The 24,318-nt window shown below is 29.3% G+C and carries 28 protein-coding genes and 2 pseudogenes; 4 read left to right on the forward strand and 26 right to left on the reverse strand.

What is annotated here, in order from left to right; all coding sequences use genetic code 11:
- Positions 1–40 precede the first annotated feature (40 nt).
- The 9 genes from MAEO_RS02520 to MAEO_RS02560 form a co-directional block, all read right to left on the reverse strand.
- Positions 41–1,444: a nitrogenase component 1 gene (locus MAEO_RS02520; RefSeq protein WP_011973225.1), complete on the reverse strand. Its 1,404-nt coding sequence runs from the start codon at positions 1,442–1,444 to the stop codon at positions 41–43.
- An 11-nt stretch (positions 1,445–1,455) separates the two neighbouring features.
- Complete coding sequence (locus tag MAEO_RS02525; protein WP_011973226.1) at positions 1,456–2,664, reverse strand: nitrogenase component 1; 1,209 nt, start codon at positions 2,662–2,664, stop codon at positions 1,456–1,458.
- Positions 2,665–2,824: 160 nt separating this feature from the next.
- Entirely contained in the window at positions 2,825–3,457 is a 633-nt protein-coding gene (locus MAEO_RS02530; RefSeq protein WP_011973227.1) for a class I SAM-dependent methyltransferase, read from the reverse strand.
- A gap of 92 nt (positions 3,458–3,549) precedes the next feature.
- Positions 3,550–4,362, reverse strand: coding sequence for an ABC transporter permease (locus MAEO_RS02535; protein WP_011973228.1), 813 nt, complete (start codon positions 4,360–4,362; stop codon positions 3,550–3,552).
- A gap of 3 nt (positions 4,363–4,365) precedes the next feature.
- Positions 4,366–5,310, reverse strand: a complete 945-nt coding sequence (locus tag MAEO_RS02540; RefSeq protein WP_011973229.1) for an ABC transporter permease — start codon at positions 5,308–5,310, stop codon at positions 4,366–4,368.
- A 58-nt stretch (positions 5,311–5,368) separates the two neighbouring features.
- Positions 5,369–6,844, reverse strand: a complete 1,476-nt coding sequence (locus MAEO_RS08140) for an ABC transporter substrate-binding protein (RefSeq protein WP_011973230.1) — start codon at positions 6,842–6,844, stop codon at positions 5,369–5,371.
- Positions 6,845–6,906: 62 nt separating this feature from the next.
- Positions 6,907–7,395, reverse strand: a complete 489-nt coding sequence (locus MAEO_RS02550) for a MogA/MoaB family molybdenum cofactor biosynthesis protein (RefSeq protein ID WP_011973231.1) — start codon at positions 7,393–7,395, stop codon at positions 6,907–6,909.
- Between the two features lie 39 nt (positions 7,396–7,434).
- Positions 7,435–8,730 (reverse strand): Nre family DNA repair protein, encoded by a 1,296-nt coding sequence (locus tag MAEO_RS02555; RefSeq protein ID WP_011973232.1) that lies wholly within the window; start codon positions 8,728–8,730, stop codon positions 7,435–7,437.
- Between the two features lie 18 nt (positions 8,731–8,748).
- The gene (locus tag MAEO_RS02560; RefSeq protein ID WP_011973233.1) at positions 8,749–9,603 is read right to left on the reverse strand and encodes an MBL fold metallo-hydrolase; all 855 of its coding nucleotides are present in this window, start codon (positions 9,601–9,603) and stop codon (positions 8,749–8,751) included.
- A gap of 177 nt (positions 9,604–9,780) precedes the next feature.
- Here MAEO_RS02560 and MAEO_RS02565 point away from each other — a divergent pair, with 177 nt between their 5' ends.
- The 3 genes from MAEO_RS02565 to MAEO_RS02575 all read left to right on the forward strand — a co-directional run bounded on the left by MAEO_RS02565 (position 9,781) and on the right by MAEO_RS02575 (position 11,857).
- On the forward strand, positions 9,781–10,518 hold the full coding sequence (locus tag MAEO_RS02565; RefSeq protein WP_011973234.1) for an anaerobic ribonucleoside-triphosphate reductase activating protein: 738 nt from the start codon (positions 9,781–9,783) through the stop codon (positions 10,516–10,518).
- Between the two features lie 132 nt (positions 10,519–10,650).
- Positions 10,651–10,812 (forward strand): DUF362 domain-containing protein, encoded by a 162-nt coding sequence (locus MAEO_RS02570; RefSeq protein ID WP_011973235.1) that lies wholly within the window; start codon positions 10,651–10,653, stop codon positions 10,810–10,812.
- Between the two features lie 19 nt (positions 10,813–10,831).
- Entirely contained in the window at positions 10,832–11,857 is a 1,026-nt protein-coding gene (locus MAEO_RS02575) for a sn-glycerol-1-phosphate dehydrogenase (RefSeq protein WP_011973236.1), read from the forward strand.
- A gap of 17 nt (positions 11,858–11,874) precedes the next feature.
- Here MAEO_RS02575 and MAEO_RS02580 read toward each other — a convergent pair whose 3' ends face one another.
- The 17 genes and pseudogenes from MAEO_RS02580 to MAEO_RS02655 all read right to left on the reverse strand — a co-directional run bounded on the left by MAEO_RS02580 (position 11,875) and on the right by MAEO_RS02655 (position 23,328).
- Entirely contained in the window at positions 11,875–12,978 is a 1,104-nt protein-coding gene (locus tag MAEO_RS02580) for an ABC transporter permease (protein WP_011973237.1), read from the reverse strand.
- Between the two features lies 1 nt (position 12,979).
- Positions 12,980–13,864, reverse strand: a complete 885-nt coding sequence (locus tag MAEO_RS02585) for a hypothetical protein (RefSeq protein ID WP_011973238.1) — start codon at positions 13,862–13,864, stop codon at positions 12,980–12,982.
- A gap of 56 nt (positions 13,865–13,920) precedes the next feature.
- A complete protein-coding gene (locus MAEO_RS02590; protein ID WP_011973239.1) occupies positions 13,921–14,598 on the reverse strand; it encodes an ABC transporter ATP-binding protein in 678 nt (225 codons plus the stop codon).
- 11 nt (positions 14,599–14,609) lie between these two features.
- On the reverse strand, positions 14,610–16,127 hold the full coding sequence (locus tag MAEO_RS02595; protein ID WP_011973240.1) for a COG1361 family protein: 1,518 nt from the start codon (positions 16,125–16,127) through the stop codon (positions 14,610–14,612).
- Between the two features lie 9 nt (positions 16,128–16,136).
- Positions 16,137–16,790: a YIP1 family protein gene (locus MAEO_RS02600; protein WP_011973241.1), complete on the reverse strand. Its 654-nt coding sequence runs from the start codon at positions 16,788–16,790 to the stop codon at positions 16,137–16,139.
- Positions 16,791–16,859: 69 nt separating this feature from the next.
- Positions 16,860–17,372 carry a stage II sporulation protein M gene (locus MAEO_RS02605; RefSeq protein ID WP_232202536.1) on the reverse strand — a complete coding sequence of 171 codons (513 nt, stop codon included), beginning with the start codon at positions 17,370–17,372 and terminating at the stop codon, positions 16,860–16,862.
- Between the two features lie 70 nt (positions 17,373–17,442).
- A complete protein-coding gene (locus tag MAEO_RS08005) occupies positions 17,443–17,676 on the reverse strand; it encodes a hypothetical protein (RefSeq protein ID WP_232202537.1) in 234 nt (77 codons plus the stop codon).
- Between the two features lie 240 nt (positions 17,677–17,916).
- Positions 17,917–18,237: a hypothetical protein gene (locus MAEO_RS02615; RefSeq protein WP_011973244.1), complete on the reverse strand. Its 321-nt coding sequence runs from the start codon at positions 18,235–18,237 to the stop codon at positions 17,917–17,919.
- 252 nt (positions 18,238–18,489) lie between these two features.
- Positions 18,490–19,017: a stage II sporulation protein M gene (locus MAEO_RS02620; RefSeq protein ID WP_011973245.1), complete on the reverse strand. Its 528-nt coding sequence runs from the start codon at positions 19,015–19,017 to the stop codon at positions 18,490–18,492.
- A 12-nt stretch (positions 19,018–19,029) separates the two neighbouring features.
- Positions 19,030–19,485, reverse strand: a complete 456-nt coding sequence (locus tag MAEO_RS02625; RefSeq protein ID WP_048062355.1) for a hypothetical protein — start codon at positions 19,483–19,485, stop codon at positions 19,030–19,032.
- Between the two features lie 40 nt (positions 19,486–19,525).
- A complete protein-coding gene (locus tag MAEO_RS02630) occupies positions 19,526–19,786 on the reverse strand; it encodes a hypothetical protein (protein ID WP_232202538.1) in 261 nt (86 codons plus the stop codon).
- A 296-nt stretch (positions 19,787–20,082) separates the two neighbouring features.
- A pseudogene (locus tag MAEO_RS08145) lies at positions 20,083–20,181 on the reverse strand (stage II sporulation protein M); the annotation flags it as partial.
- A 37-nt stretch (positions 20,182–20,218) separates the two neighbouring features.
- Positions 20,219–20,866 (reverse strand): YIP1 family protein, encoded by a 648-nt coding sequence (locus MAEO_RS02635; protein ID WP_011973249.1) that lies wholly within the window; start codon positions 20,864–20,866, stop codon positions 20,219–20,221.
- A 6-nt stretch (positions 20,867–20,872) separates the two neighbouring features.
- On the reverse strand, positions 20,873–21,439 hold the full coding sequence (locus MAEO_RS02640; protein ID WP_011973250.1) for a stage II sporulation protein M: 567 nt from the start codon (positions 21,437–21,439) through the stop codon (positions 20,873–20,875).
- Between the two features lie 15 nt (positions 21,440–21,454).
- Complete coding sequence (locus MAEO_RS02645) at positions 21,455–21,916, reverse strand: hypothetical protein (protein ID WP_011973251.1); 462 nt, start codon at positions 21,914–21,916, stop codon at positions 21,455–21,457.
- A 58-nt stretch (positions 21,917–21,974) separates the two neighbouring features.
- Positions 21,975–22,358: a hypothetical protein gene (locus MAEO_RS07745; RefSeq protein WP_011973252.1), complete on the reverse strand. Its 384-nt coding sequence runs from the start codon at positions 22,356–22,358 to the stop codon at positions 21,975–21,977.
- 368 nt (positions 22,359–22,726) lie between these two features.
- Positions 22,727–23,328 (reverse strand): annotated as a pseudogene (locus MAEO_RS02655) (stage II sporulation protein M).
- A 332-nt stretch (positions 23,329–23,660) separates the two neighbouring features.
- On the opposite strand from MAEO_RS02655, the gene MAEO_RS02665 reads away from it, so the two are divergent.
- Positions 23,661–23,999 (forward strand): transposase, encoded by a 339-nt coding sequence (locus tag MAEO_RS02665; RefSeq protein ID WP_011973254.1) that lies wholly within the window; start codon positions 23,661–23,663, stop codon positions 23,997–23,999.
- Positions 24,000–24,318: the final 319 nt, after the last annotated feature.

Genomic DNA, 24,318 nt, shown 5'->3' on the forward strand with positions numbered 1-24,318 from the left:
TTAATTCTTATTTTATATAATTACATTAATCTCATTATGATTAGTCCTTACAATCACAATGCCAGCATGTTTGGAATATATCAACAATATCTGCCCAATAGTTTGATAAACTTGGATTTCTCATTGAATACTCTATATTTCCCAATAACAAGTGTGATTTTGGTTCTTTGGAGACAATTTTATAGGTTTCCCTTGCTATATTTACAGAATTGTTGAAGCCCATTTTTGATATTTGCATCATCCGCCTCATATCGAATAATTTTATGCCGTTTCTTAAATATTCAAACATGTTATTTTCCATTCCGCCTACGCACAATTCAATACCATGTTCCTTCATAGCCTTTATTTCTTCCTCAGTAGTTGGATTTATCAATACTTCTGGAGCATATCCTTGATGATTTTCAATAAATCTTGTCATTGAATTGGATATGTGTTTAACAGCATCATCTTTCATCATTAAATTCATTCTTCTAGTTTTTAATATTAAAACAGGGCATTCCATTCCTACGTCTTCAATCAATGTTTGCATTGCCCCTCCATGAACTGAAAATCCACTTGCTATTTTTTTACCTTTTAATTTTTTCCTATATTTTTCAAGTTTTTCATCTGCTTCTTTTTTTCTTTTTTCAATTACATCAGTATCCAAGTCCAGAGCTCCGGCAATAGCATACAAATATTTGGCAAACCCATTTAATGTCGTTAGTGAGTCCTCTATTTTTAGTCGTGGCGGCATAAGATATTTTGTCCCAAATTTCTTCTCGGCATATAATACCCAATCTGCTGGAAAATCTACCAAATTGAGCTCAGCCCTTGGAATGTTTTTTATATCTTCAATGGTGTTGTTGTTGAAATAAACTCCATTAACATGAGCTCCCATCTCTTCCAAAATATCTACAAATTCATCAACTGAATCTGTTCTATGGTATGAAAGTTTGCAAATATTTAAACTCTTTTCAATTTTATCCTGTTCCTCCATTACCTGAGTGGCTAATGAATATAATGCACTTTGCATGCCAACGGGAGCTCTCTTTGCATTCCCTGTGTCGTATATAATCTTTGCATCAATCATATCCCTGACTTCATCCAATGTAATATCGTAATCCTCCCCAATCAAATCTGGGGCACATGTTGATATAATTAATATGAGCTCAGGATGGTATTTTTTATTAACCTCCAAAACCTTTTCTACCAATTTCTCATGACCGCCATAAACTGTATCAACCTCTGTTAAATTTGTGCAAGGTAAATTGTAGGTTATCTCATAAGGTGCAAATGTGTTTATCTTCCTTTGGAATGCACAACCTACTGGTGAATGGAGTATTGGGACACATCCTTTTATTTGGTTTGCAATCCTTAAAGCTCCACAAACCTTCCCAGGAACACCGCTTTGCCTATGCAGTGGAAGGTTTGAGCAAATTCTTATTTTCTGTTCTTTATACTGCATATTGCCACCTATTATGCCTTTGTAATTTCATTTATAATTCTTTCAATAATTGTAGGAGCTCCCCTAAATCCAGCAAGTGGAGTATTATTTAAAGATATTTCATCAACTACTGGATAGGAGAACCTTATTAATGGTATGTTTTTATTTTGTGCCATTTTCTTTTCATAACTGGAACCAAACAGTATCTCAATGTTATTTTCCATAATTTTATCTTCCAGCTCCTTTCTGTCGTCTATAACAATATTTTCCACGATATCCTTAATTTCCTTTATTTTGCTGTTGATATTGTAAAATTTTGAAACGCCCAAGGTATCAATGTCAAACCCTATCTCATCAGACAAAAATTTGGCAAATCCAAATGCCTTATAATCTCCAACTACTGCGGAGCTCATGCCGTAGAATCCTTTTAAATAGAACTGAACCTTTTCAACAGTTTTGATTATCTTCTTCTTTTCCTCTTCAACAAACTCAAAATCAACATTAACATGCTCATTTAGCGAGTTTAAAAATTCCAAGGTCCCATTTAAGCCATATGGATAATCAACAACAACATATGGGATGTCAAATTTCTTTTTCATTAATTCTGCCAATTTAATTCCATCTCCAAAGACGACATTTAATTCAGCATTTGGAGCATTCTTTATGGCATCAAAAGTATCGCAGGTTAAAATAGAATTTATATTAACTCCTGCATTACAGCAAATCCTCCTTATTTCTTCAATATCTTCCTTAGCCTTAAAATCATCGATTTTTATACCAATCAAATTTATTGAGTTTGGAATGGTTTCTTTTTGCTCCATAAATTGAACTAATGATTTTAATGCTTCATCATAACCTGAATATGCCAAACTGTGATATCCTGCTCCGCTAAAATAGATTATATCTTTATCAATTTCATCCTTTGCTAAATTAACAATACTCTCTAAATCTTCTCCTAAAATACCTGATGAACAGCAATCCATAGCAACAATAAAATTTGGTTTAATGGTCTCATATACCTTTTTTATTGCCAATAAGCACTTGTTTTCCGCCCCATAAACCAAATCCCTTTGATGCATTCCAGAAACTGCAATTCTCCAATCGCTGTTATCCTGCAAAACTTCCAACATCATCACACCAGAATGGCATCCAGGTGGTGAGTGTAATATTGAATATCCGTCAAGTATTCCATTGAATGCCCTAATGGCTCCAATCATTCTACAACCCTGCAAAGGTTCCATTGAATCACCAAAATGAATTTTTAGTTTATTAATATTTTAATGTAATTTAACATAAATTATTACATAATATTTATTATTTATTATTTATTACTTGTTATTTATTATCAAATATACATTTATATTATTCAACTATATATCGATAAAATCAAATAAAGAAAAATTAACAAGTTTTTTCGCAAACAATCATTAAATTTATCTTTTCGCAGTCCAGAGTTTCTACTTTAAATGTTAAATTGCATTCATTTGCTATCTCTTTGAATTTTTCCAAATCTATGCCGTTTGAAAAAGGGAGCTCCCTGGCAATTTCTTCATTATAATGGTGGTTGCCAACATTTCCTTCTTTTTTTTCACTTTCAATTAATATCAATTTACCTCCATTTTTTAGAAGTTTAGTCCATCCATTAATGGCTTTTTCTGGATTTGGGAGTGTCCATAATATATGTCTTTCTACAATAGCATCAAAAGAATCATTATCAAAAGGCAGATTTTCGGCATCCCCTAATTTGAATAAAATATCATATCCATTCTCTTCCGCCTTCTTTTTTGCTTTACTGAGCATTCCCTCAGATAAATCCACACCTATAACATCATGCCCGAGCTCAGCCAAAATTAATGATAAAAAACCTGTTCCACATCCGACATCAAGAACCTTTTTTCTATCTCCAAGTATCTCCTGCAATGCACTTCTAACGGCTCTTTTATCTTTCTCCGAGTTTATACCGTGTGCCGATATGTTGTCATATTTTTTTGCATGATTGTCCCATCTTGATTTGATATATTCCTTAATACTCATTGTATCGCCTTTTTATTATTTTTATTATTTTTTATTAATATAAATTAAATTTTATTATATTTTATTATAAATCTTTATTTATTATTATTCCATTACTCTACTTTTTCTTTTCTTGGGTCGAGAATATCCCTTAGTGCGTCCCCAAGAGTATTAAATAATAAAACGCAAATTGACAACACCAAACCCGGATAAATCATCAGCCACGGTGCTGTATCCATGTATGTCATTGATTCTTTCAGCATAAGCCCGAGCTCAGGTGTTGGCGGCTGGACACCCAATCCAAGAAAACTCAAACCTGCAATGGATAAAACAGAGTGTCCTATCATCAGCGTGGCTAGTGGAATTATGGGCATTACTGCATTTGGAAGAATGTGCTTTGCCATTATGTAAAAATCACTTCCTCCAACTGCTTTTGCCAATGAAATATATTCATTTTCCTTTAATGACAAAACCTCACTTCTTACAATCCTTGCATACCCTATCCATCCAAGCAGTGAAAGTGCTAAAATCAGCGTAGCCATGCTCTGTCCAAGCACTGCAATTAAGGTTAATGCAAAAATAATGTTTGGAAATGCCATCAGTGTGTCTATGGTTCTGCTAATTATCTCATCAACAACACCTCCATAATAGCCTGCTATTAATCCGGCTGAGACACCGATGATTAAGGATATTGCCTCAATACAAACAGCTAAAATAAGTGAAATCCTCAATCCATACAATGTCCTTTCCAATAAATCTCTTCCAAAATTGTCTGTTCCAAATGGATGTTCCAAGCTCGATGCTTGGAGTTTTCTATCAAAGTTTATTTCATTTACATCTTTGAATATGTATGGAGAGAGCAATGAAATAATAAATATGACAGCAACACCTGCCAAACATAAAGCAAACTTTTTATTGGCGTTCATTTTTTATACACCTTTATCGTATCTCACTCTCGGGTCTAATATGGCATAAGATATATCCACGATTAAATTAACAAGAACAAATAGAATTCCAAATATAAATACAAGTCCAGAAACCGCAGGATAATCTTTTGCATTGATTATATCGATAAAATAACTTCCAATACCTGGCCATCCAAATATACTTTCAATTATGACGGCACCTCCAAGTAAATAGGCTGTTTTCATCCCCATTAATGTTATAACTGGTAGAAAGGCATTTTTTAATACATGTTTCAATACAACAACCTTATTTGAAAGTCCCTTCGCCCTTGCAGTTAAAATATAATCACTACTCATGACTTCAAGGATGCATGTTCTCAAAACCCTTGCTAGAGAACCTGCCATGCCTAGACCAAGAGCAAAGGAAGGTAGTATTAAACTATCAAGCCCATTATATCCAAATGCACTAATAATTTTAAGTTTAACAGAAAATACCCATATTAACAACAATGCCAACCAAAAGCTTGGGATAGCCATTTTTAATGATGCATAAGCTCTGACTATATTATCAATTATGCCATCTTTGTTAAGTGCAGATAATATACCCATTACAACCCCCAGCACAAAATAAACAGTAGTAGCACCGACCATAATCATAACAGTATATGGAAATCTTGCCATAAACTCATCTATAACTGGCTCGCCATTTTGAAGGGAAACTCCAAAATCTCCTGTTAATGCTTTGCTAAGCCATATTACATATAAATCATAAAAAGGCTTATCTAGTCCAAGTTTTTTCTCATATTCTTTAATTGCATTTTCATCAGGACTGGAATCTGGTGATTTCTGCTCCAATATGATTTCTGCGGGATTCCCCGGGGAAAAGTAAAGTAATGAAAATGAAATCAATGAAACAGCTATTGCCATTGGTATTGCCAAAAATAACCTCCTTAATATAAAATTTTTCATGAGCTCACCTTAAAAAATAAAAAGAGATAATTTGTTTATTTGATTATTTAGTTATTTTTTATTTAATTACAACATTGCTTAAATCAATATATCCCACATCAGCATCAAATCTAAATCCTTCGACATTGTCTTTAAATACAAATGCTCTCGGTCTAACATAAACTCCTGTAGCCGGGCAGAAATCATATTCTATATTCCAGAGCTCATTCCATGCATTTTTAATTTCTTCATCATTTCCAGTGTAGATTATATTAATTAATTCCTTAACTCTGTCATTTACTCCAAATTTACATCCGTAGTTATCATAGCCATCGTCGGTGCATCTCCATTTTAAGTATCTAACCGGTGGAGCTACCCATGGATGACATCTGCAAATATCGAAATCTCCTTTCTTAGCCCTTTCTTTTCTTGCCTTGCTTTCTAAACTTGCAATTTCCACATCAATTCCTAAGTCTTTCAAGTTTTTCTGAATATAAACTGCGGTATCTCTTTCCATCTGTCTGTCTCCTGTTACAAGGGCAAGTTTTAATGGTTTTCCATCCTTATCCAATATGCCATCTCCATCGGTGTCTTTGTAGCCTGCCTCTGCAAGAAGTTGTCTGGCTTTTTCTGGATTGTATGAGTATGGTTTAGCATTTTTTGGACCGTTCTTAAATTCTGGCAATAGTAAATGCCCTGTTGGTTGTGGAATTCCATTGAATAGATTTTTAGATATTCCTTCTCTATCAATTGCATAGGCAACTGCCTGTCTAACCAGCAAACAGCCTTTAATGGTTATATTTATATTTGGTGCATTTTTTTTCATTTCATCTACTAATAATAAAAGGTCTTTAATTTTACCAACTTTATTTATATTTCCTTTGTTTTCTAACTCTCCAATGTTTTTATTATAGACTACCAACTGGTGAATCATAATTTCCTTAACTTCGGTATTATCGTTTAAATATTTTGCCATTTCAATTAATTCATTTTCGTTAAATTCTGGTATATATACACTTCTTACTATGGTGTGGAAATATTTTGAGCTTAATTTGATATTATTTAATATCTTTTCGTATGTATCGGAATTAGCAATAATTTTATGGGTTTCAGGTGTTGAAGCACTTAAACTTATCATAATTATATCTAATCCCAACTCTTTAAATTCTTTTAAAAGATTTTCGTTTAAATATACTCCATTGGTTTGCAAATCGCATCTTAAATTATTATTTTTTGTAAATTCTATTGCTTTTTTAACTTTATTGGGATATGTAAGGGGTTCTCCATACTGGCTTATCGTTATACCTGTGTGTCCCTTTGTATTTGGATTGTTGGGGTCAATTCCATAAATTCCAGATTTTACGCCTACCAATTTAGAATAACAAAAAATACAATTATGGTTGCATTTTTGGGTTATTTCAATGGACGGGTGATGGTGCGGGTCTTTATTATTTAAATCCAATCCTTCACAACCTATGCAATGTTTTGTTATTTTTAAATTTTTTACAATATTTTCTAATTTATCGCAAATTTCATTTCTTAAAACTATTTTCACGGTCTCACGAACTTATTTTTTATATATTATAATTCTCTATAATGGGAGCTCCCCATAATAAATTATTCTTTTAAATGTTTTAATATATGTCCTGTTTCATTTTTAATAATTTTTGATGCTGTTTTACATGCGCCCAATGAACCAGGAATAGAATAAATAATTTTATTTTTATATATTCCTGCGGAGCTCCGAGACAGTACTGTTGAAAATCCAATTTCCTCATAACTTAATTGATGGAATATTATTTTAAATCCTTGGAGCTCCTTATCATATAAATTATTTAAAACATCCGGGGTATTATCTCTGCTGGATATGCCTGTCCCACCTGTGATTACAATACAATCAATATCGCAAAAATCGATTAAATGGTCAATAGTTCCCTCCAACATATTTTTATTATCTGGTATCAGCGTATGGGCAGTAGCATTTAATTCCTTTTTTAAATAATCTCCTGATTTATCGTCAATTTCGTTTCCAACCACTAATTCGTTATATCTGCTATCACTAACGGTTATTATAGCATATTTTACATTTTTTAATCCTTCGTGCATATTATCACTTTTTTATTTTTTTTATAATATTTTATTTAATTATATTATATTTATTATCTCCTCAATACGCATCTGTCTGCTTTTTGTTAATATCTTACTTTTTAATTTATATTTTTCAATAGGGGTTTTAACCAACTCACTAATTTTATTTAATGCCTCCTGCAATGTATTATATTTAAAATATTGATTATTAAAACTTTTTTTAACTCCTGACCTAATCTGCCATACTCCCACAGGAGCATAATAATCTGGTGTGATTTCCCTAAATACTACAATTTTACACTGTCTTTTTCGTTTAACCAAATATTCCATAATGCTAAGACGAGAGGCATAAAATGCCCCTGTTGTTTCTTTTGCATATCCTTTTACCTTTAAATCTTCATAATCCTCCAATACAATTGGGACCCCACTACTGCCACTATCCCCAAATAATGAACCTTTTTGCCAAACTTCCATTAATTCATAGGCATAATAATCTGGCATTAATAATATTGTGTAATTATTTCCAAGGAGCTCCCCATAATATACTTCATAATCATTTATTAATGGATAATCTATTATTTTATCTCTTAAATATTTACCAATGGTATCTTGAACTCCTGTAATGCTCCACCGTGTAGGGACAAGCTTTTTATCAATTCCCAAAAGCCCCGCTGACATTAATTTAACTATATAATATTCGTCAAATCCCCCATAATTATATAATGATATAATTGAATCTACTGCCTTTAACTCATCATTGACTACATAATCACTTTTTTTAGGTATTTTGGGATTTTCTGCCACAACAAACTTTAATAAATCACCTTTTGGAGATATCGGGGGAGCAAATCCACTATGACTTATATTAAAATTTGGTTTCTTTTTTAATGTGATTTCACTATCCACAGGTTTTAAAGACATTGCGAGCTCTTGTATGGATTCCATTGTTCTATTGTTTATATTATTATCACTTAAATTATATTTATTATATTTATTTTCTTTTTGTTTATTGATATTGACATTTGAGATAGTTTCGCCCATTACCAGCATAGAGCGATATTTTATAATTGCTTTAATAGATTTATCCTCCCATTTTAACGGACTATCCATAAATGAAGTATCCCCCTCTATCGGAGGAACTAGAGGACCTATTCTAATATTTGGATAATTATATTCTCCAACAAATATTGAAGGCGGAGAGGCTCCAAATATTTCGGTTTTATTTAATTTTTTATCAAATTTCTTTTTGATGTCCTCAAATGCTCTGAGTTTTTCTAAAATAGAACATTTTGATTTTCCACATAATAGCTTCCTTCCTTTGCATACAGAGCACATTTTTGAATTAAATGCCATATTTTCACTATAATTTCACTATAATTCAAGAGTTTTTCCAGTATGGCCGTAGATAAAATTATCAAGTTTGCTTAATTTCTTTAAAGCCTTAAAGCCGGTGCAGTGCATAGGCATTATAAATTCTAAATCTGAATTCTCAAAATATTCATAAACTGTTTGAATATGATTTTTGGAAGATGTTATTAAATGAAAACCCCCTATAACTCCCCTAATTTTATTTTTATTTATTTTTTTGGCATATTCTACTACATTTATAATTCCACTGTGGGAACAGCCCGTTATAATTACGCCATCTACAATAATAAACATATCATCATATGTAGAATCTATTTCATAATTTGGATTTTTCGATATATTTTTTATTTTATCATTTTTTTGGGAGCTCCCTGTTTCCAATTTTTCATTTTCTTTTAATTTATAAAATAATTCTGGTTCAAAATAGTTGTTTCGTTCAATTTTGCCAGATATTATTAAATTATTATTTTTATCATGATATGGTTTTTCTATTAAATTTAAATAATCATAATTTTTTAAAAACTTTTTTATGTCTTTATCTATTCCAATATATGTCCCATTATTTGAATATCTTTCAAGAAAAGCATCAGGATGGACATATATCGGAATATTAATATCTTCGGTGTTATTAATTATATCTTTTAATCCATCGGTATGGTCATAATGACCATGACTTATAATTATACCATCAAAATTGCTATTTTCATTTAGGAGCTCCATATTTTTCTTTAATATATATGGATTTTGACCTGCATCAAATAGTATTTTTTTATTATCCGACTTTACAAGTATGGATAGTCCGTGCTGTGCAATATATTTTTTGTATGCTGTGTTTTCTACAATAATTTTTATTTCCATAAATATCGACCCAAATAATAATATATTTAATATATCTAACCATATATAATATATAATGTAAATTTATATGGGAGCTCCTTACAGAACAGACTTTTCGAACACACCATATAATATATGAAACCATATAAAATAAATAAGAATAATAAAAATTAAAAAATTAAAAAATAGTGAGATATTATGAAAATTTTCGGAATTGTAGATATATCGACAATAGATTACCCAAAAATGTGCTCCGCGGTTGTTTTTTTATCTGGTTGTAATATGCTCTGTGGATATTGCCATAATTATGAGCATATGTTAGACAATACACGAAACATAGACATGTCCCCCAAAGAAGTATTTGATAAAATCGATTTAATATTTGCAGATGCACTTGTAATAAGCGGTGGAGAACCCACACTTCAACCAGAGGGGGTAAAAGAACTATGCAAACTTGCAAAAAATGAAGGATTAGCCGTGAAATTAGACACAAATGGGACAAGCGTAGATATTGTAAAAGATATTATTGATAATAAATTAATAGACTACATTGCCCTTGATGTTAAATGTGGTTTTGATAAATATGAAAAAATAGCCCGTTATAATGGTAGCATAATTAAAAAAAATATACTTGAAATAATAAACTATTGTATATCAAATAATGTATTTATTGAATGTAGGACCACGGTTGTGCCAGATTTAATGGATAAACAAGATATTGTTGAAATAGCAAAAACTGTAAAGGATTGTAATTTATACGCCATTCAACAGATGGACTGCCATCATAGTTATACAGAGGAATATCAAAAAATGAGGCATATAAAAACAGATGAACTTATGGAGTTGGGAAAAATTGCCGAAAAATATGTTGGTGAAGACACATCCATTATTATAAGATCAAACAATGAAGTATTTAAAGTTAAAACTGGTAAATAATTATATTATTAGATAATATATGATATATAATACTGGGAGAATAGTTAAAATAAAGAAATAAAATTAATAATTATTAAATAATAGAGACATAAAATAATGCGATAAAAAAGAAAAATATAATAAGGTTATATTATGGAAGTATTAAGTAATTGTGTAGGTTGTGGTGAATGCGTAGTATTTTGCCCTGTTGATGCCATAACTACCTATGGAATAGCAATTATTGATAAAGACCTATGCACAGATTGCGGAATATGTGCCAAATACTGTCAAATAGATGCTTTGAAAAATATTTAAAAATAGAATATGTGAAAAAATGATTACAACTCCCCGATATATTGTTATCGAAGAAAATGGAATTAATTTATTAAATGACATACTTTTAAAACTTAATTTAAAAAATCCATTGGTTATTACCGGGAAACGAACTAAAAAATATATATCTAATTTTGATTATTTTTATTATTTTGATTATATTGATATCAAACGAAATGAACCCAATAAAGAATTTATTGAAAATATTTGTAATTTCGACTGTATAATTGGAGTAGGAGGAGGGAAGGCGATAGATGTTGGAAAATACATAGCATATAAATATAATAAACAATTTATTTCCATTCCTACCACAGCATCAAATGACGGAATAGCTTCCCCCATAATATCCCAACAAGGTAAATCAATTACAGCAGAATCCCCCATAGCAATAATTGCAGATTTAAATATTATAAAAAAATCACCTAAACGGCTATTAAGTGCGGGAATGGGAGATATAGTATCAAACATTACAGCAGTTCTTGATTGGAAGTTATCCTATAAAGAAACAAAAGAACCATACAGCGAGAGCTCCGCAATATTTTCAAAAACCATTGCAATGGAATTGGTGGAATTCGTTTTATCGAATGATAAAAATAATTTGGAAGAATATCCAAAAAAATTAGTAAAAGCACTTATTGGTAGCGGAATTACCATATCAATAGCAGGTTCCACTCGTCCAGCCTCTGGAAGTGAGCATCTTTTTTCTCATTCTTTGGATATTATAACTAAAAAATTAAATTTAAATATTAATGGAATTCACGGGGAGCAGTGCGGTATTGGGACCATAATATCAGCATATTTACATCTTATTGAGGGAAATATTACAATAGGAGAATATGAAAATATAAAATTATCACTTGAAAAAGTTGGAGCTCCGACAATAGGAGAACAATTAGGATATGATAAAAATATATTAATTGATGCCCTTGCAAATGCTCATAAAATTAGAAATAGATGGACAATATTAAGGAACGGTATTTCAAAGGAAAAAGCAGAAAAAATATTGAAAAAGACAGATATTATTTAAATTTATTATATATTTTATTATTCATTCCTAAGTGCCTTTATTGGGTCTAATTTAGATGCCTTATATGCTGGATAAAGTGCAGAGATTAACGAAGTTGCTATTCCAAATAAAACTCCCAATATCACATAAACTAAACAATCCACCGTTAAAGATGCTTTTAATAAATAACACACAATGAGGTAACCAATTCCCAAACTTAAAAATGCCCCAATAAAACTTCCTATAATGCCAAGTATTAGTGATTCATAAAGGAATATTATCATAATACTTTTTTTCGGAGCTCCGATACTTTTCATAACTCCAATTTCTTTTGTTCTTTCAATTGTGCTCATAAGCATTACATTTCCAATACCTATTCCCGCAACCAATAGTGATATTCCTCCCATTCCCATTAAAAACATAGAAAGCATGTTCATGGCATCATTTACAGATTTAAGTATTGTATCCATTGACAATATTATTACTTTCTTTTCTTTTTTGTTCATAATTAGTTCAGTTTCGTTTTTAATATTATTTATATTATCTTTATTTTTAACATAAAGCACAACCATTGAATAATTGCTCCCATAAAATCTATTGTATGTCTTTTGAGATAAAATGATGGAGTTTTGAGAAAGTATAAAAAATGAACTATTGTATATTCCCTTTATCCTATATGATATATTATTTATTGCAACGGCATCATTTTTATTAACTTCGTTAAAATCTGAAAACATACTATCCGCATAAACGGTTGTATCAGAAAGCTTATTATCTACTCCCAAATTTAAATATTTAATATCTTCTTTTTTTATTCCGTAAATAGAAGCATATGTTTTTTTGTTTTTGCCTTTTATATAAATAATATCATTTTTTGTGCATATTGGTATTACAACACAGTCCAATTTTTTTAATTTAGTTATATCCTTTTTTGTAAAATGTAAATAACCTTCCCCAGAATTTGGAAATACCACAACAAAATTAGCAACACCTTCAAAATTTTTGGATATCCCCTGCTTTAATCCGCCGCCCAATATGCCTAATGAGGATATAGCCATAACTCCAATAAGTATTCCTAACAATGCTAAAAAACTTCTAAGTTTATGCCGTTTTAAATTCCTCTTAGCCATTTCAAAATACATGTTATTCCTCATTTTTACCAATAATCTTAAAAGTCCGAATTAATGAAAGAAAAAATACCAAATATACAAGGTATTCCACTGAATCCACATGGTGATAATATATTGTAAATAATGTAAAAAATATTAACCCTAATGTTCCTGCTATAAATGAATTTAATAATACAATTTTCCAGCATTCTTTTAAAACACAATCTGTATTTAAATCTTTTTTAAAATTAAGATATATTGAAGCAGGAATAGACAGTAAGGCACCAATTACATAAATAAATATTTTAAATCCATTAAAATGGTCATAATCTCTGGGATAACCAAAATAATCAGGAGTAATAAACACATTGGCCATCCAATACAATGGATAAGATATTAAAAACCATATTATTATGGAAATTGCAATTGTTTTTAGTTTTGATAAAAATGACATACTTTTATTCTGTAAATCATGTATTTTAAAAAACAAGCCCATTACTAAAACATACCCCATAACACCATCGGATAGATAAAACAAATCTATTGGTATATCTACATTCGTATATATTTTTAAAATATACATACCCATTTTTAAAATCATAAGCAATAATGTTATTTTTAATAAATACTTAATCAATATATTATTTTTTAATAAACCCCCTTTTATTTTTCTATTCTTAATCATAGGATTATTAATACTGTAATAAGATACTAAAAGCACAGCAAGTATTAAACCAAAAAACATGGCAAAATAGTTAATATCTACAAATAGATAGTTGTAATATTCAGGGCTTTTAATGAATAATAACGAAAATAATATTTGGTTTCCAACAACACTAAACAAAAGCCATACCATAGCAGATATAATAACTATTTTTTTAACATCAAATGACATACTATCCTTTTTAACATTAATCATAATCCCACCATGCTATTTTTTGTTGTATTTCTATTTTTTTCTATTTTATGACATTACTACTCCTCAACTATTTTTCCATCCCTAATATCTATTATCCTATCGGCAACTTTTCCAACATTTATATCATGAGTAACTACAACAACGGTCTTTCCAGATTTGTTTAATTTTTTTAGGAGCTCCATAACTTTACCCCCAGTTTTTGAATCCAACGCCCCAGTTGGTTCATCGCACAATAGAACAGGTGCATTATTTGCCAAAGCCCGAGCTATTGCCACTCTCTGTTGTTGTCCTCCGCTTAATTGGTTTGGTCTGTGGTTTGCAAATTGTTCATCTAATTCAGCCATTTTTAGACATTCCAGTGCTCTTTTTTGTTTTTCCTCTGAGCTCATTTCACTTCGGTATTTAAATATTAAGGGGAGCTCCACATTTTCCAATGCACTTAATAGGGGAATTAGATTAAACTGTTGAAATACAAATCCAATTTTCATTCTTCTAATTTCAGTTAATTGATTATCGTTTAAATCGTTGGTTTTTACATTATCTATATACACTTCTCCCTCATCTGGTTTGTCTAAGCATCCGATAATGTTTAATAGCGTAGATTTCCCGCTTCCACTTGGTCCCATAATTGCTACAAATTCCCCTTCATCTATTTTTAAACTTACATTATTTAGTGCGTAAATTGTTTCTCCACCTAAATTGTAGGATTTTACCACATTTTTTAATTCAATCATTTTTTATCCCCTTATTCATTTTTTCTTACAAATCCCCTATATATTAGATAAATAACCCCAATACAGAATAAAACCCCAATTCCTATTATTATATAGTTAATGAATCCTCCATTGCTTCCATAATTTTCATTATTACTTATTTGCCCATTTTCAGATATTGAAATATTTTTCTCCATTTTAATTAAATTATTATCTTCATCCCTATATGTAATTATAATCGGAACCCCACTTACATTTTCATTAATTTGGCAGTGTAATTCAAAACTTCCATAATCATCAGCATTTAGTGTTCCTACGAAGTAGTTTTCATAAGGTCTTACAGGAATAATATCATCTGTTCTTTTAATGCTGACCAGTACACTTTTTGCTTTGGTAGTTCCTATGTTGGATAAATCCCCTGTAATAGTTTTTTCATTCATTCCCCCTACATTTACGCCCGTTAAAACTAATTGCACTTTTCCAATAACATTTATGGAAATATTTTTGTTTATCTCATTTCCATCAAAAATTATTTTTATTGGAATTTCTTTAATGCCTATTTCGTTTATTTTTGTTTTAAAGGAAATATTTTCTTTTTCTCCGTGTTTGATAAATAAACTTTTTTGATTATTGCCCAAATAATATTTTCCAATTGTAATGATAAAATTAGCATCTTTATAGTTGTTCTTTATTGATAATGTAAAGTTATTTACCTCCCCCACAGGATAGTTGTATTTATTTACTTCCAATTCAACAACATTCTTTGGAATAACTTTAAATATTAAATTTCCAGTCTCTTCAACAATTTTTTGGTTTTTGTAATTATATGTGATTGTATTGGAATCCCCTTGTTCTGTCTCTGTTTTATCGGTTAGTTGTAAATCATCATAAGGATTGCTGTGGGTTAATTTATAGGGTAGTTTTACAATACTATCTCCACTTGCATAAATTTTAACATCCATTAGTCTTGTTTCACCAGGTTTTATATGGTCAATATATCCCTCTGATAAAGCATATATATGGTTGTCATCGTTGTTAAATTGCATTTTTATGTTTTGTGCTGTTCCTGTCCCTTTATTTGTTATTTTTAGGTAAATTTTATTTACTCCTTCGTTTATCGTTGGTGGGTTTTCGATTGTGATTGTTGGAGCTCCCCTAACTGGAATAGTAAATATCCTATTTTCTGAATATTGTTTATTATCCTCTGTGTAGTTGCAGTATGCCACAATTTTATAATCCTTTGATGGTGCATCATCTTTAATTTTTATTATAAAATGCCCCACTCCTTTTTCAGATGGAAATAATTGTCCTTCACTGTCTTTTCCTTTGATTATTTGTATATAATCTTTACTTTCTCCATAGGGATAAATACCTATTATAGTGTTGTTTATCTCTTTTTCTGGTGTAATTACAACCCACAAATCATAGGTTTTTGACGGCTCTAAATATTGATTTTTATAGTCAATGCTTGTAAATTCCACCGCATTTAATGTATTTAAAATTAAAAATAAAGATAAAATGGATAAAAAAATAAAAAAAGATTTTTTCATTATTTCACCTTATAAGAATTTAGCCACACTGTATAGCTGGTATGCCCCAAATAATACTGTTGGAATTAATGCAACTATAAATGCTTTCTTTAACTCCAAATTCCTTGCATATTTTATTCCATAAGTCCATAAGCTCAAATTCCACAAACTAACTGCAATACCTACTAAAAGATTTGTATATATCATTGTTTTTGGAAGTATTGAAGACATCACCTGTTTTACAACTGCTGGATTTTGGAGCTGTGCTACTGTTAATGTTGTAATATGAGCACTTGAAAGAAAATAATAACCAATTGGTATGGTAATACATAGAGCAATTAAGTTTGCTATGAATCCATAGCCCGTAAATTCGAATGTTCTTTTAAATGAGCCCACTCCTTTGAATGCCATTGAAATTATATGCATAACTGCGGCTATTAATAACCATGATATAAATCCTCCTACTAGCGAAGATACTGCGGTAATTATTATCATCATTGACATCATACCTTGCATATCTGATGGAAATATTTTAAACATTATTGATGTTGTATAGTAAGAATATGCCGACATTAACACTGAGAATATAAGAACTATGAGAAAAGGTGTTTTGAGAGATACTTCTTTATTTAATAGATATTTGAAAAAATCGTTTGGATTTAAGATTAGTTCTTTTAGGTTCATTTTCTCCCCTCTTTATTTTTTTAATAATTAATTGGTATTTAGTTATATTTAAATATTATGTTAATATAATTATGTTAATAAATAATTTGCTATTTCTGGAGTAATATAAACCTCTACGAAAGCTGCTATAATTATTAATACTATTGAAATTAGTGCCAATTTTAAGAATTCTTTTATATCTTCTTCTGTTATTGGTTTTTCTTTCTTATCTAAGAGATAAAGAGTTATTTCATAAGGAATTTTAAAGCCAACTGCTCCTGCAATAATAAACCCTAAAAATTCAAAAATTGCATGAGGTATAACATAAGCAACAATATCGATTAGTTTTACATTTGAAAGTAATATTGGAATTGATAATCCATTAAAGAATAATATATAAAATGTTGATAATCCAAATGTTAACGAGCCTAATAAAAGCATTAAATATACTTTTAAGTTATTTTTTAATATTAAGATAAATTCTTCCAAATTTGATATTTTCTGATGTTTTAGAAGATTATTATTTTCTAAATTTGAATTGGTTGGTTGTTGATTGATATATATTCCACATAATACGCCTATTATTATACATGATAGAGACATAAATATACAAAATTTGTTTTTAATTGTTCTCATATTGTGCCTCAACAAAAATTACTATTTGATACTACTCCTACATATAAAATACATATAAAATAATTGCTACAACCGTTAATAAACTAGTAATAAAAATTATCCCTAAATTTTTTTTAAATTGAATCCTACTTGGAGTTTCTTCATTTGAACTATTTTCTCCAACCTTAGATAAAGTATTACATAACATCATAATCATTAAATTCATCATTAAAATCAGTGCGGATATACCCAGTATTCCATTTGCTCCAATTGGGTCACTTTCAGAAATCATCCAACTAAGAATCCCCAATGCTATACACATCATTATAGTTATGCTCGAAAACATAAATATGCGACTTATAATAAAATGAAATGGCATGTTAATCCATTTTTTTTGTATATAATAAAATACGCATAACACGATACTAACAGCAATAAATGTTATTATTACTGTTGTATTAGGGTAATTCATTAAATCCATTATATCACCATTATACAAAATAAAAAAATAAAAAACTATTAAAATGGGTGATTATTTCATTAAAACATACGCACTTACCGTACTTGATACGCCAGCAGCAAATACTACTGCACCAATGCCTGATGCAATAGAAGGGATAGCAAATATCGATATCACTGACCCTGCAAAAGCCATATCTTGTAATTTTCCCATAAGTCTGTCATACTCGTTTTTGGTTATTTTTCCCTCATCATACAATTTTTGAGTATATGCTCCAATTTTTCCATCTGATAACTTGCTAATTTCAGACACTGCAGCAGGTGTAGCAAACACAGCTCCCACCATACAAACCATAGCAATAGCAGCGAAACCTTTAAGTAAGTTTAACTTCATAGCTTATTCACCTCCTTTATGGTGGTTAAGTGTTCATTCGGTTGGCTCCGAACATCTGGCACATGTTCATCATCGCCAACCTTTTTTCATTTTTCCTTAATGTTTTTAAATAGTGTTTTAATATTTTCTTTAATACCCATATAATTTTTCATTTTTTTCATAACAATAATTAATGAAAACTACTATATATATATATATAACGATTTGAATTAAATAGTAAAGTATTTATACGGCAATAGGTTTCCTAATTCCTTATTTATTTAATAAATAATTAGCAATTTTAGGAGTAATATAAACCTCTACGAAAGCTGCTATGATTATTAATACTATTGAAATTAGTGCCAATTTTAGGAATTCTTTTATATCTTCTTCTGTTATTGGTTTTTCTTTCTTATCTCTTAGATACTGAATAACTTCATACGGGATTTTAAAACCTGCTACTGCTGATATAAGCATTGCTGGAATTTCAAATATACCGTGTGGAATTACTGTTATAATCACAAAAAACCAATTTTTTATTAATGCTAATGCTTTGTATTGAATTGCTAGTGCAAATCCATTATATAATAAATTACAAATTACTGGGATTAAAAAAATACCCCCTACTAAATTATAAAACACTATTTTAATATTATTAACTAAAATTCCAAAAAATGAATAGGTCGGTAAAACACTGCATGAATTTATAGATGTACTTTTGAATATATCAAGCGGTATGAATAAACCATAAATAAATCCTATTATGAATAACACGATAGGTAATGTTTTATATATTTTCATAGTATTCCACTATCAAATTTTTTCAATAAATATATTTAACACACGATATCCCATAGAAAAACAAACTCCTCCTCCATAACTTATTATAAATATTAAAATTATACTTTCTGTCTGCGTATATGTCATAGGAAATACAATTAAATATTTAATAACTATTGCTGAAAATATAACAACTAATGGAATTAAAAATAAAATTATTTTAAAAAACTTTTCTAAATTATTTTTTTCAAATATTACATACTTATCATCTTTATTTACTAAATATTTTGAAGAATAAAGACCAATTAGCATACCAATTGCAATGAACATTGTTGAAATATCAAATATATTTTTTAATAAACCCCAGCCATAATTTAACCAGAAATTAAAAACTAGTATGGGAACTATCCATAATAATAAACCTTCAATCATTAAAGTTATTCCAACAATAATTGGATTATTTATATATGAGTGTGTAATATCTTTCATAAATATCACCAAAAAATAAAATTAAAATAAAATATGGGTATTATAAAGCAATTCCACCTACTATCATAGGTATTCCAACAATAGCACCTGCTCCTGTGCAGCATGCGGCAGCGCCACCTGTTATTAAAGCACCTGAGACTATTATATGTTCTGGAGCTAAAAATGCGTTTACTCCCAATAATGTCTTTCCTGTGGTGGAACCGTGGTATGCTTCATCAGCACTGTGTGCGAGTTCATATCCAGTATATGCAGAATTAAGGACAGAAGGGGTAGCAAACACAGCTCCTACCATGCAAAGCATAGCCACAGCAGCGAAACCTTTAAGTAAGTTTAACTTCATAGTTTGTTCGCCTCCATTATGGTGGTTAAGTGTTCATTCGGTTGGCTCCGAACATTCCCTCAAATGTTCATCATCGCCAACCTTTTTTCATTTTTCCTTAATGCTTTTAAAGAGTGTTTTAATATTTTCTTTATTATCCCTATAATTTTTCATTTTTTTCATATTATTAATAAATGAAAACTACTATATATATATATATAACGATTTGAATTAAATAGAAAAATATTTATACGGCAATAGGTTTCCTAATGCTCTATCTATTTTAATATTATATTTGCTATTTCTGGTGTAATATATACTTCTACAAATGCGGCAATGATTATATTATTGATAGGGATGCTAATTTTAGTTAAAAACATTTAGAAATTTTTTATATTTTTCTCATTTGTGGTTTTAGCCAAATATAATAGTTAACAACTGCAAACTTATTAATAATAGTAATATCATTATTGTAAGAGATAATGATTTTAAAAATTTTACACAATATAGCTGTTTTAACCCCTCTGCCCAAAGTAATGAGCTCCAAATACATGAGATAATATTAATTAAGATTAATACATAATATACTTCATTAGGAATTAATGCTTCACTTACTGCAAGTAAATATTGCGGATGATTTTGAATAACATGTATTATTTCTGGAGAAATATTATACATACAAGCAAGCCATATAATTAAATAGGCAATGTTTCCAAATATTATTGGTAAGAATCCATAGCCAACAATTTCTAATGTTTTCTTGAAATTTCCAATTTTTTTAAATAATAGTTTTGCACCAATCCAAAATATAGAGGTTATTATAAATAATAATAAAAAAGATATACAAACTCCAAAAACAAAAAACATTACAAGCATAGTCAATATAATAATCTTTTCATCATTTTGAAATATATTCCAAAATCTTAAATATGGTAAAGATGATTGTAAGAATATAGTAAGTCCAAATACTAATGTAATAAATATTGGAATTTTTAGATTATGTTTATTTTTTACAGTTTTTTCAAAAAATATTTTGGGAGTTAGTAAAATACTTTTTATCATAATTCATCACCTTATTAACTTTAATAAAATATTTGCTATTTTTGGAGTAATATATACTTCCACATAAGCCGCTATAACAATTAAAAAAATAGATATAAATGCCAATTTTAAGAACTCTTTAATATCTTCCCCTGTTATTGGTTTTTCTTTTTTATCTAAGAGATAAAGAGTTATTTCGTAAGGAATTTTAAAGCCTGCCGCCCCTGCAATAAACATCGCAGGAATCTCGAAGATTCCATGTGGAACAATATATAAAAAAGATTGCGTGTCAAAATCAGAAAGGAGTATTGAGTTACATATGCCATTAATAAACAATCCAATAAATGTTGTTATTCCAAAGGATAAAAAACCTAAAACAAGAATAAATGTGGATTTGAGATTATTGATAAGTATTGAAATGAAATTATTAAAATTTGAGATATTTCCTCTAACATTATTCTCTTTTGATAGTGGTTGATCGCTATCATCCAATGAAATATTTATTAATTCCCCAAATACTATCCCTAAAATAAACGAACTGATTGATAGTATAATACAATACTTGTTTTTGATTATTAAATTTAGAACTTTCATAAATCTTCCCATCGTTCATTTGTCCAATACTTTTTTTAATATAATCATCTTAGATAAAGCTAACAGTAATGAGAGATATGCCATTAATTCCCACCAGGGAAAATTTGGTTCGAGATTTAGTGTATAATAGATACCCATAATCATAAACACGATACTAGTGCATATTATCGAATGAATATCCCTTAAATATTCTTCTAAAATCTTCTTTTGAGATTTATCATGGTGAGATATTTTTACAGGTGTAATAAATACGGAGACGATATTATCATCAACGTGAGATATTTTTATATATGTGATAAATGTAGTGACAATCGTAGCAATCATGATAATTGTATTGAGAATGATGGGTAATATTAAATCTTGAACTATATAATAAACTTCAAAAGTTATTGTTAGTAAGCATAATAGGCATAATTCAATGAGTGGGGCATTACAAATAGTTAATAGTATTTTTTTTATTTTTTTGATAAATTTCAAAATCCCACCAATTATTAAAATTTAAAAAATATATGAAATTTAATAAAAAATATGAGAATCACCAATAAAGACCACTAGCAATCCTCCTAATAGAGTATGTAGCAGTAAATGTCCAATAACCAACTCGCAATTTTCCCCCATTACGTACCTCGTCGATGAATCCTGCAAGGTCTTTAGCATCATCTTTGTCAAGATATGGGCTTTTAGTTAGTCCGCCAGTAGCATCAGCCATGCTTTTCCACATATTCATGTATTTTTCTAGTTTAGCTTTGTTTTCCGGTGTAACTTCACCACTATCATAGGCTGCTTTAGTATATTGAAAATATACATTTTTTGTAACTCCATTTTGGAAATTATTTGAAGTCATAGGTGTAGCAAACACAGCTCCTACCACACATAGCATGGCAACAGCAGCGAAACCTTTAAGTAAGTTTAACTTCATAGCCTATTCACCTCCTTTAAGTTTTTAAGGGAGTAAGTTCCAAAGGCTCAGAACCTATAAATGTTCATCACAGCCAAAGGGTTGGCTCCGAACATCTCGCACATGTTCATCATCGCCGACCTTTTATTTTTCATTTTTCCTAAATACTTTTAAAGTGTGTTTTAATATTTTTTTTATTACCCCCCATAATTTTTCATTTTTTTCATAACAATAATTAATGAAAACACCTACATATATATATATATAACGATTTGAATTAAATAGAAAAATATTTATACGGCAATAAGTTTCCTAATGCCTTAGTTATTTAATATTAAATCTGCTATCACCTGAATGAAATGAAGGTGAGCTATAAAACTCGAAGAGTTTTATTCAATTTTTGGTGTAATATAAACTTCTACGAAAGAAACTTCTACGAAAGCGACTATAACGATTAATATTATTGAAATTAAAGCTAATTTTAAGAATTCTTTTGTATCTTCTTCCGTTAGTGGTTTTTCTTTTCGCTTGCTACGCAAGCGAGCAACGAAAACCAAAGATTTTCGTCTAATTTATCCATTAAATATTGGATAACTTCATACGGTATTTTAAAACCTGCCACTGCTGATATAAGCATTGCTGGAATTTCAAATATGCCATGTGGAAGGATTAAACCAGCAATAAGTTTTAACGGTTCATTAGTTTGAAAAGTAGAACCAATTAAAACGCCAACATTAAAACCATTAAATATTAAGTTTATAAAAGTAGATAAACCGAAGGTTATAGAACCTGCCAACATTAAAAAGATAACTTTTAAATTATTTATTAAAATTGTAGGAAATTTGAATTTTATATTTAACTTTTGATTTATTTCTTCTCCTTTGTAGTTTTTTGAAAAGTCGTTTATGAATAAGTCGTTTATGAATATAATGACTGAGATGAAACCTATTGAGAAGATTAGGATTGTTAGTATCGATGGTAGTTTTTTCATGGTTTCACAAATTATTGTAATTAATTATAAGTTGTCATTAGTTCTAAAAAATTTAATAAAAAATATTGTTATCTTTAATAAAATCATAATAACTAATAATCCCATAATCAATGTTTTATAATGGGATTCTAAATTAAACATTAAAATAAGAAGAATTCCAAATAATATATACCAAATATGCCAATATAATTTACGATATGTTTTTTTATTGTTGTTCATAGTTTTCCCCAATAAAGAAAAAATATATTTAGTATGGGTCAAAATATATATAACCTATACTAAATATAATATTATAAAAAAGACGATATTATGAAGGCTGAGGAAGTGGTAAATTGAACAAAAACCTAACGGTTTTTGTAGCTCTTCGCTCCTTCGGAAAGATAGGATATAACAGTGAAGGAATGTTTAAAGGCTTTAAATTACATTTAGCAGTAGATAAGTTAGGAATACCATTAAGAATAGAATTTACCACAGGAAATACTCATGATTATAAAGTAGCTGATAAATTATTAGTATGCACTAAGAAATCATGTGCAGATGCAGGCTATGATAAAAGATTTAAAAAAGTGATGGAATTATACGAAAACGAACGGATAACTGCCCACAATTCAAGAAGATTAGTGGGGAAGAAAAATAAAAAGAAGCTTCCCAAATTGATATCTAAGAATTAGGGTTAAAATAGAACATACCAATTCCATATTAAAAAACAGATTTATGAATAAGTATTGGATTAATATCAAAGGTTATATTCTTAAAAAAGTATTCTGTCTCTGTGCAGTAGTTTCTGCACAGGTTTTAGCATTATATAACCTCATTATGTGGTTATCCTTATATGAAAGTCTTAGAGGTTAGAGTGTAATATGATCCATACTATTAATTATATTTAAAAAATTATTTAGAATTGATAATATGTTTAAAAAAATTATAATTTTAATAGGAATTTTTAGTTTATTTGGGAATGGTTTATGGTGAAATCTGGAATGATATAAA

The organism is Methanococcus aeolicus Nankai-3, assembly GCF_000017185.1.
Lineage (GTDB): Archaea > AGJL01 > Methanococci > Methanococcales > Methanococcaceae > Methanofervidicoccus > Methanofervidicoccus aeolicus.

Bases quoted from the DNA above. Each gene is read 5' to 3' on its own strand.
- MAEO_RS02585 (WP_011973238.1), bottom strand. From the start codon at position 13,864: ATGATTAATGTTAAAAAGGATAGTATGTCATTTGATGTTAAAAAAATA.
- MAEO_RS02565 (WP_011973234.1), top strand. From the start codon at position 9,781: ATGAAAATTTTCGGAATTGTAGATATATCGACAATAGATTACCCAAAA.
- MAEO_RS02535 (WP_011973228.1), bottom strand. From the start codon at position 4,362: ATGAACGCCAATAAAAAGTTTGCTTTATGTTTGGCAGGTGTTGCTGTC.
- MAEO_RS02590 (WP_011973239.1), bottom strand. From the start codon at position 14,598: ATGATTGAATTAAAAAATGTGGTAAAATCCTACAATTTAGGTGGAGAA.
- MAEO_RS02540 (WP_011973229.1), bottom strand. From the start codon at position 5,310: ATGAAAAATTTTATATTAAGGAGGTTATTTTTGGCAATACCAATGGCA.
- MAEO_RS08005 (WP_232202537.1), bottom strand. From the start codon at position 17,676: ATGATTTCTGAAAGTGACCCAATTGGAGCAAATGGAATACTGGGTATA.
- MAEO_RS02615 (WP_011973244.1), bottom strand. From the start codon at position 18,237: ATGAAGTTAAACTTACTTAAAGGTTTCGCTGCTATTGCTATGGTTTGT.
- MAEO_RS02625 (WP_048062355.1), bottom strand. From the start codon at position 19,485: ATGAAAGATATTACACACTCATATATAAATAATCCAATTATTGTTGGA.
- MAEO_RS02570 (WP_011973235.1), top strand. From the start codon at position 10,651: ATGGAAGTATTAAGTAATTGTGTAGGTTGTGGTGAATGCGTAGTATTT.
- MAEO_RS07745 (WP_011973252.1), bottom strand. From the start codon at position 22,358: ATGAAGTTAAACTTACTTAAAGGTTTCGCTGCTGTTGCCATGCTATGT.
- MAEO_RS02555 (WP_011973232.1), bottom strand. From the start codon at position 8,730: ATGGCATTTAATTCAAAAATGTGCTCTGTATGCAAAGGAAGGAAGCTA.
- MAEO_RS02595 (WP_011973240.1), bottom strand. From the start codon at position 16,127: ATGAAAAAATCTTTTTTTATTTTTTTATCCATTTTATCTTTATTTTTA.
- MAEO_RS02600 (WP_011973241.1), bottom strand. From the start codon at position 16,790: ATGAACCTAAAAGAACTAATCTTAAATCCAAACGATTTTTTCAAATAT.
- MAEO_RS02520 (WP_011973225.1), bottom strand. From the start codon at position 1,444: ATGCAGTATAAAGAACAGAAAATAAGAATTTGCTCAAACCTTCCACTG.
- MAEO_RS02620 (WP_011973245.1), bottom strand. From the start codon at position 19,017: ATGAAAATATATAAAACATTACCTATCGTGTTATTCATAATAGGATTT.
- MAEO_RS02605 (WP_232202536.1), bottom strand. From the start codon at position 17,372: ATGTCTCTATCATGTATAATAATAGGCGTATTATGTGGAATATATATC.
- MAEO_RS02630 (WP_232202538.1), bottom strand. From the start codon at position 19,786: ATGCTTTGCATGGTAGGAGCTGTGTTTGCTACCCCTTCTGTCCTTAAT.
- MAEO_RS02550 (WP_011973231.1), bottom strand. From the start codon at position 7,395: ATGCACGAAGGATTAAAAAATGTAAAATATGCTATAATAACCGTTAGT.
- MAEO_RS02640 (WP_011973250.1), bottom strand. From the start codon at position 21,439: ATGAAAGTTCTAAATTTAATAATCAAAAACAAGTATTGTATTATACTA.
- MAEO_RS02525 (WP_011973226.1), bottom strand. From the start codon at position 2,664: ATGGAACCTTTGCAGGGTTGTAGAATGATTGGAGCCATTAGGGCATTC.
- MAEO_RS02575 (WP_011973236.1), top strand. From the start codon at position 10,832: ATGATTACAACTCCCCGATATATTGTTATCGAAGAAAATGGAATTAAT.
- MAEO_RS02560 (WP_011973233.1), bottom strand. From the start codon at position 9,603: ATGGAAATAAAAATTATTGTAGAAAACACAGCATACAAAAAATATATT.
- MAEO_RS02580 (WP_011973237.1), bottom strand. From the start codon at position 12,978: ATGTATTTTGAAATGGCTAAGAGGAATTTAAAACGGCATAAACTTAGA.
- MAEO_RS02530 (WP_011973227.1), bottom strand. From the start codon at position 3,457: ATGAGTATTAAGGAATATATCAAATCAAGATGGGACAATCATGCAAAA.
- MAEO_RS02635 (WP_011973249.1), bottom strand. From the start codon at position 20,866: ATGATAAAAAGTATTTTACTAACTCCCAAAATATTTTTTGAAAAAACT.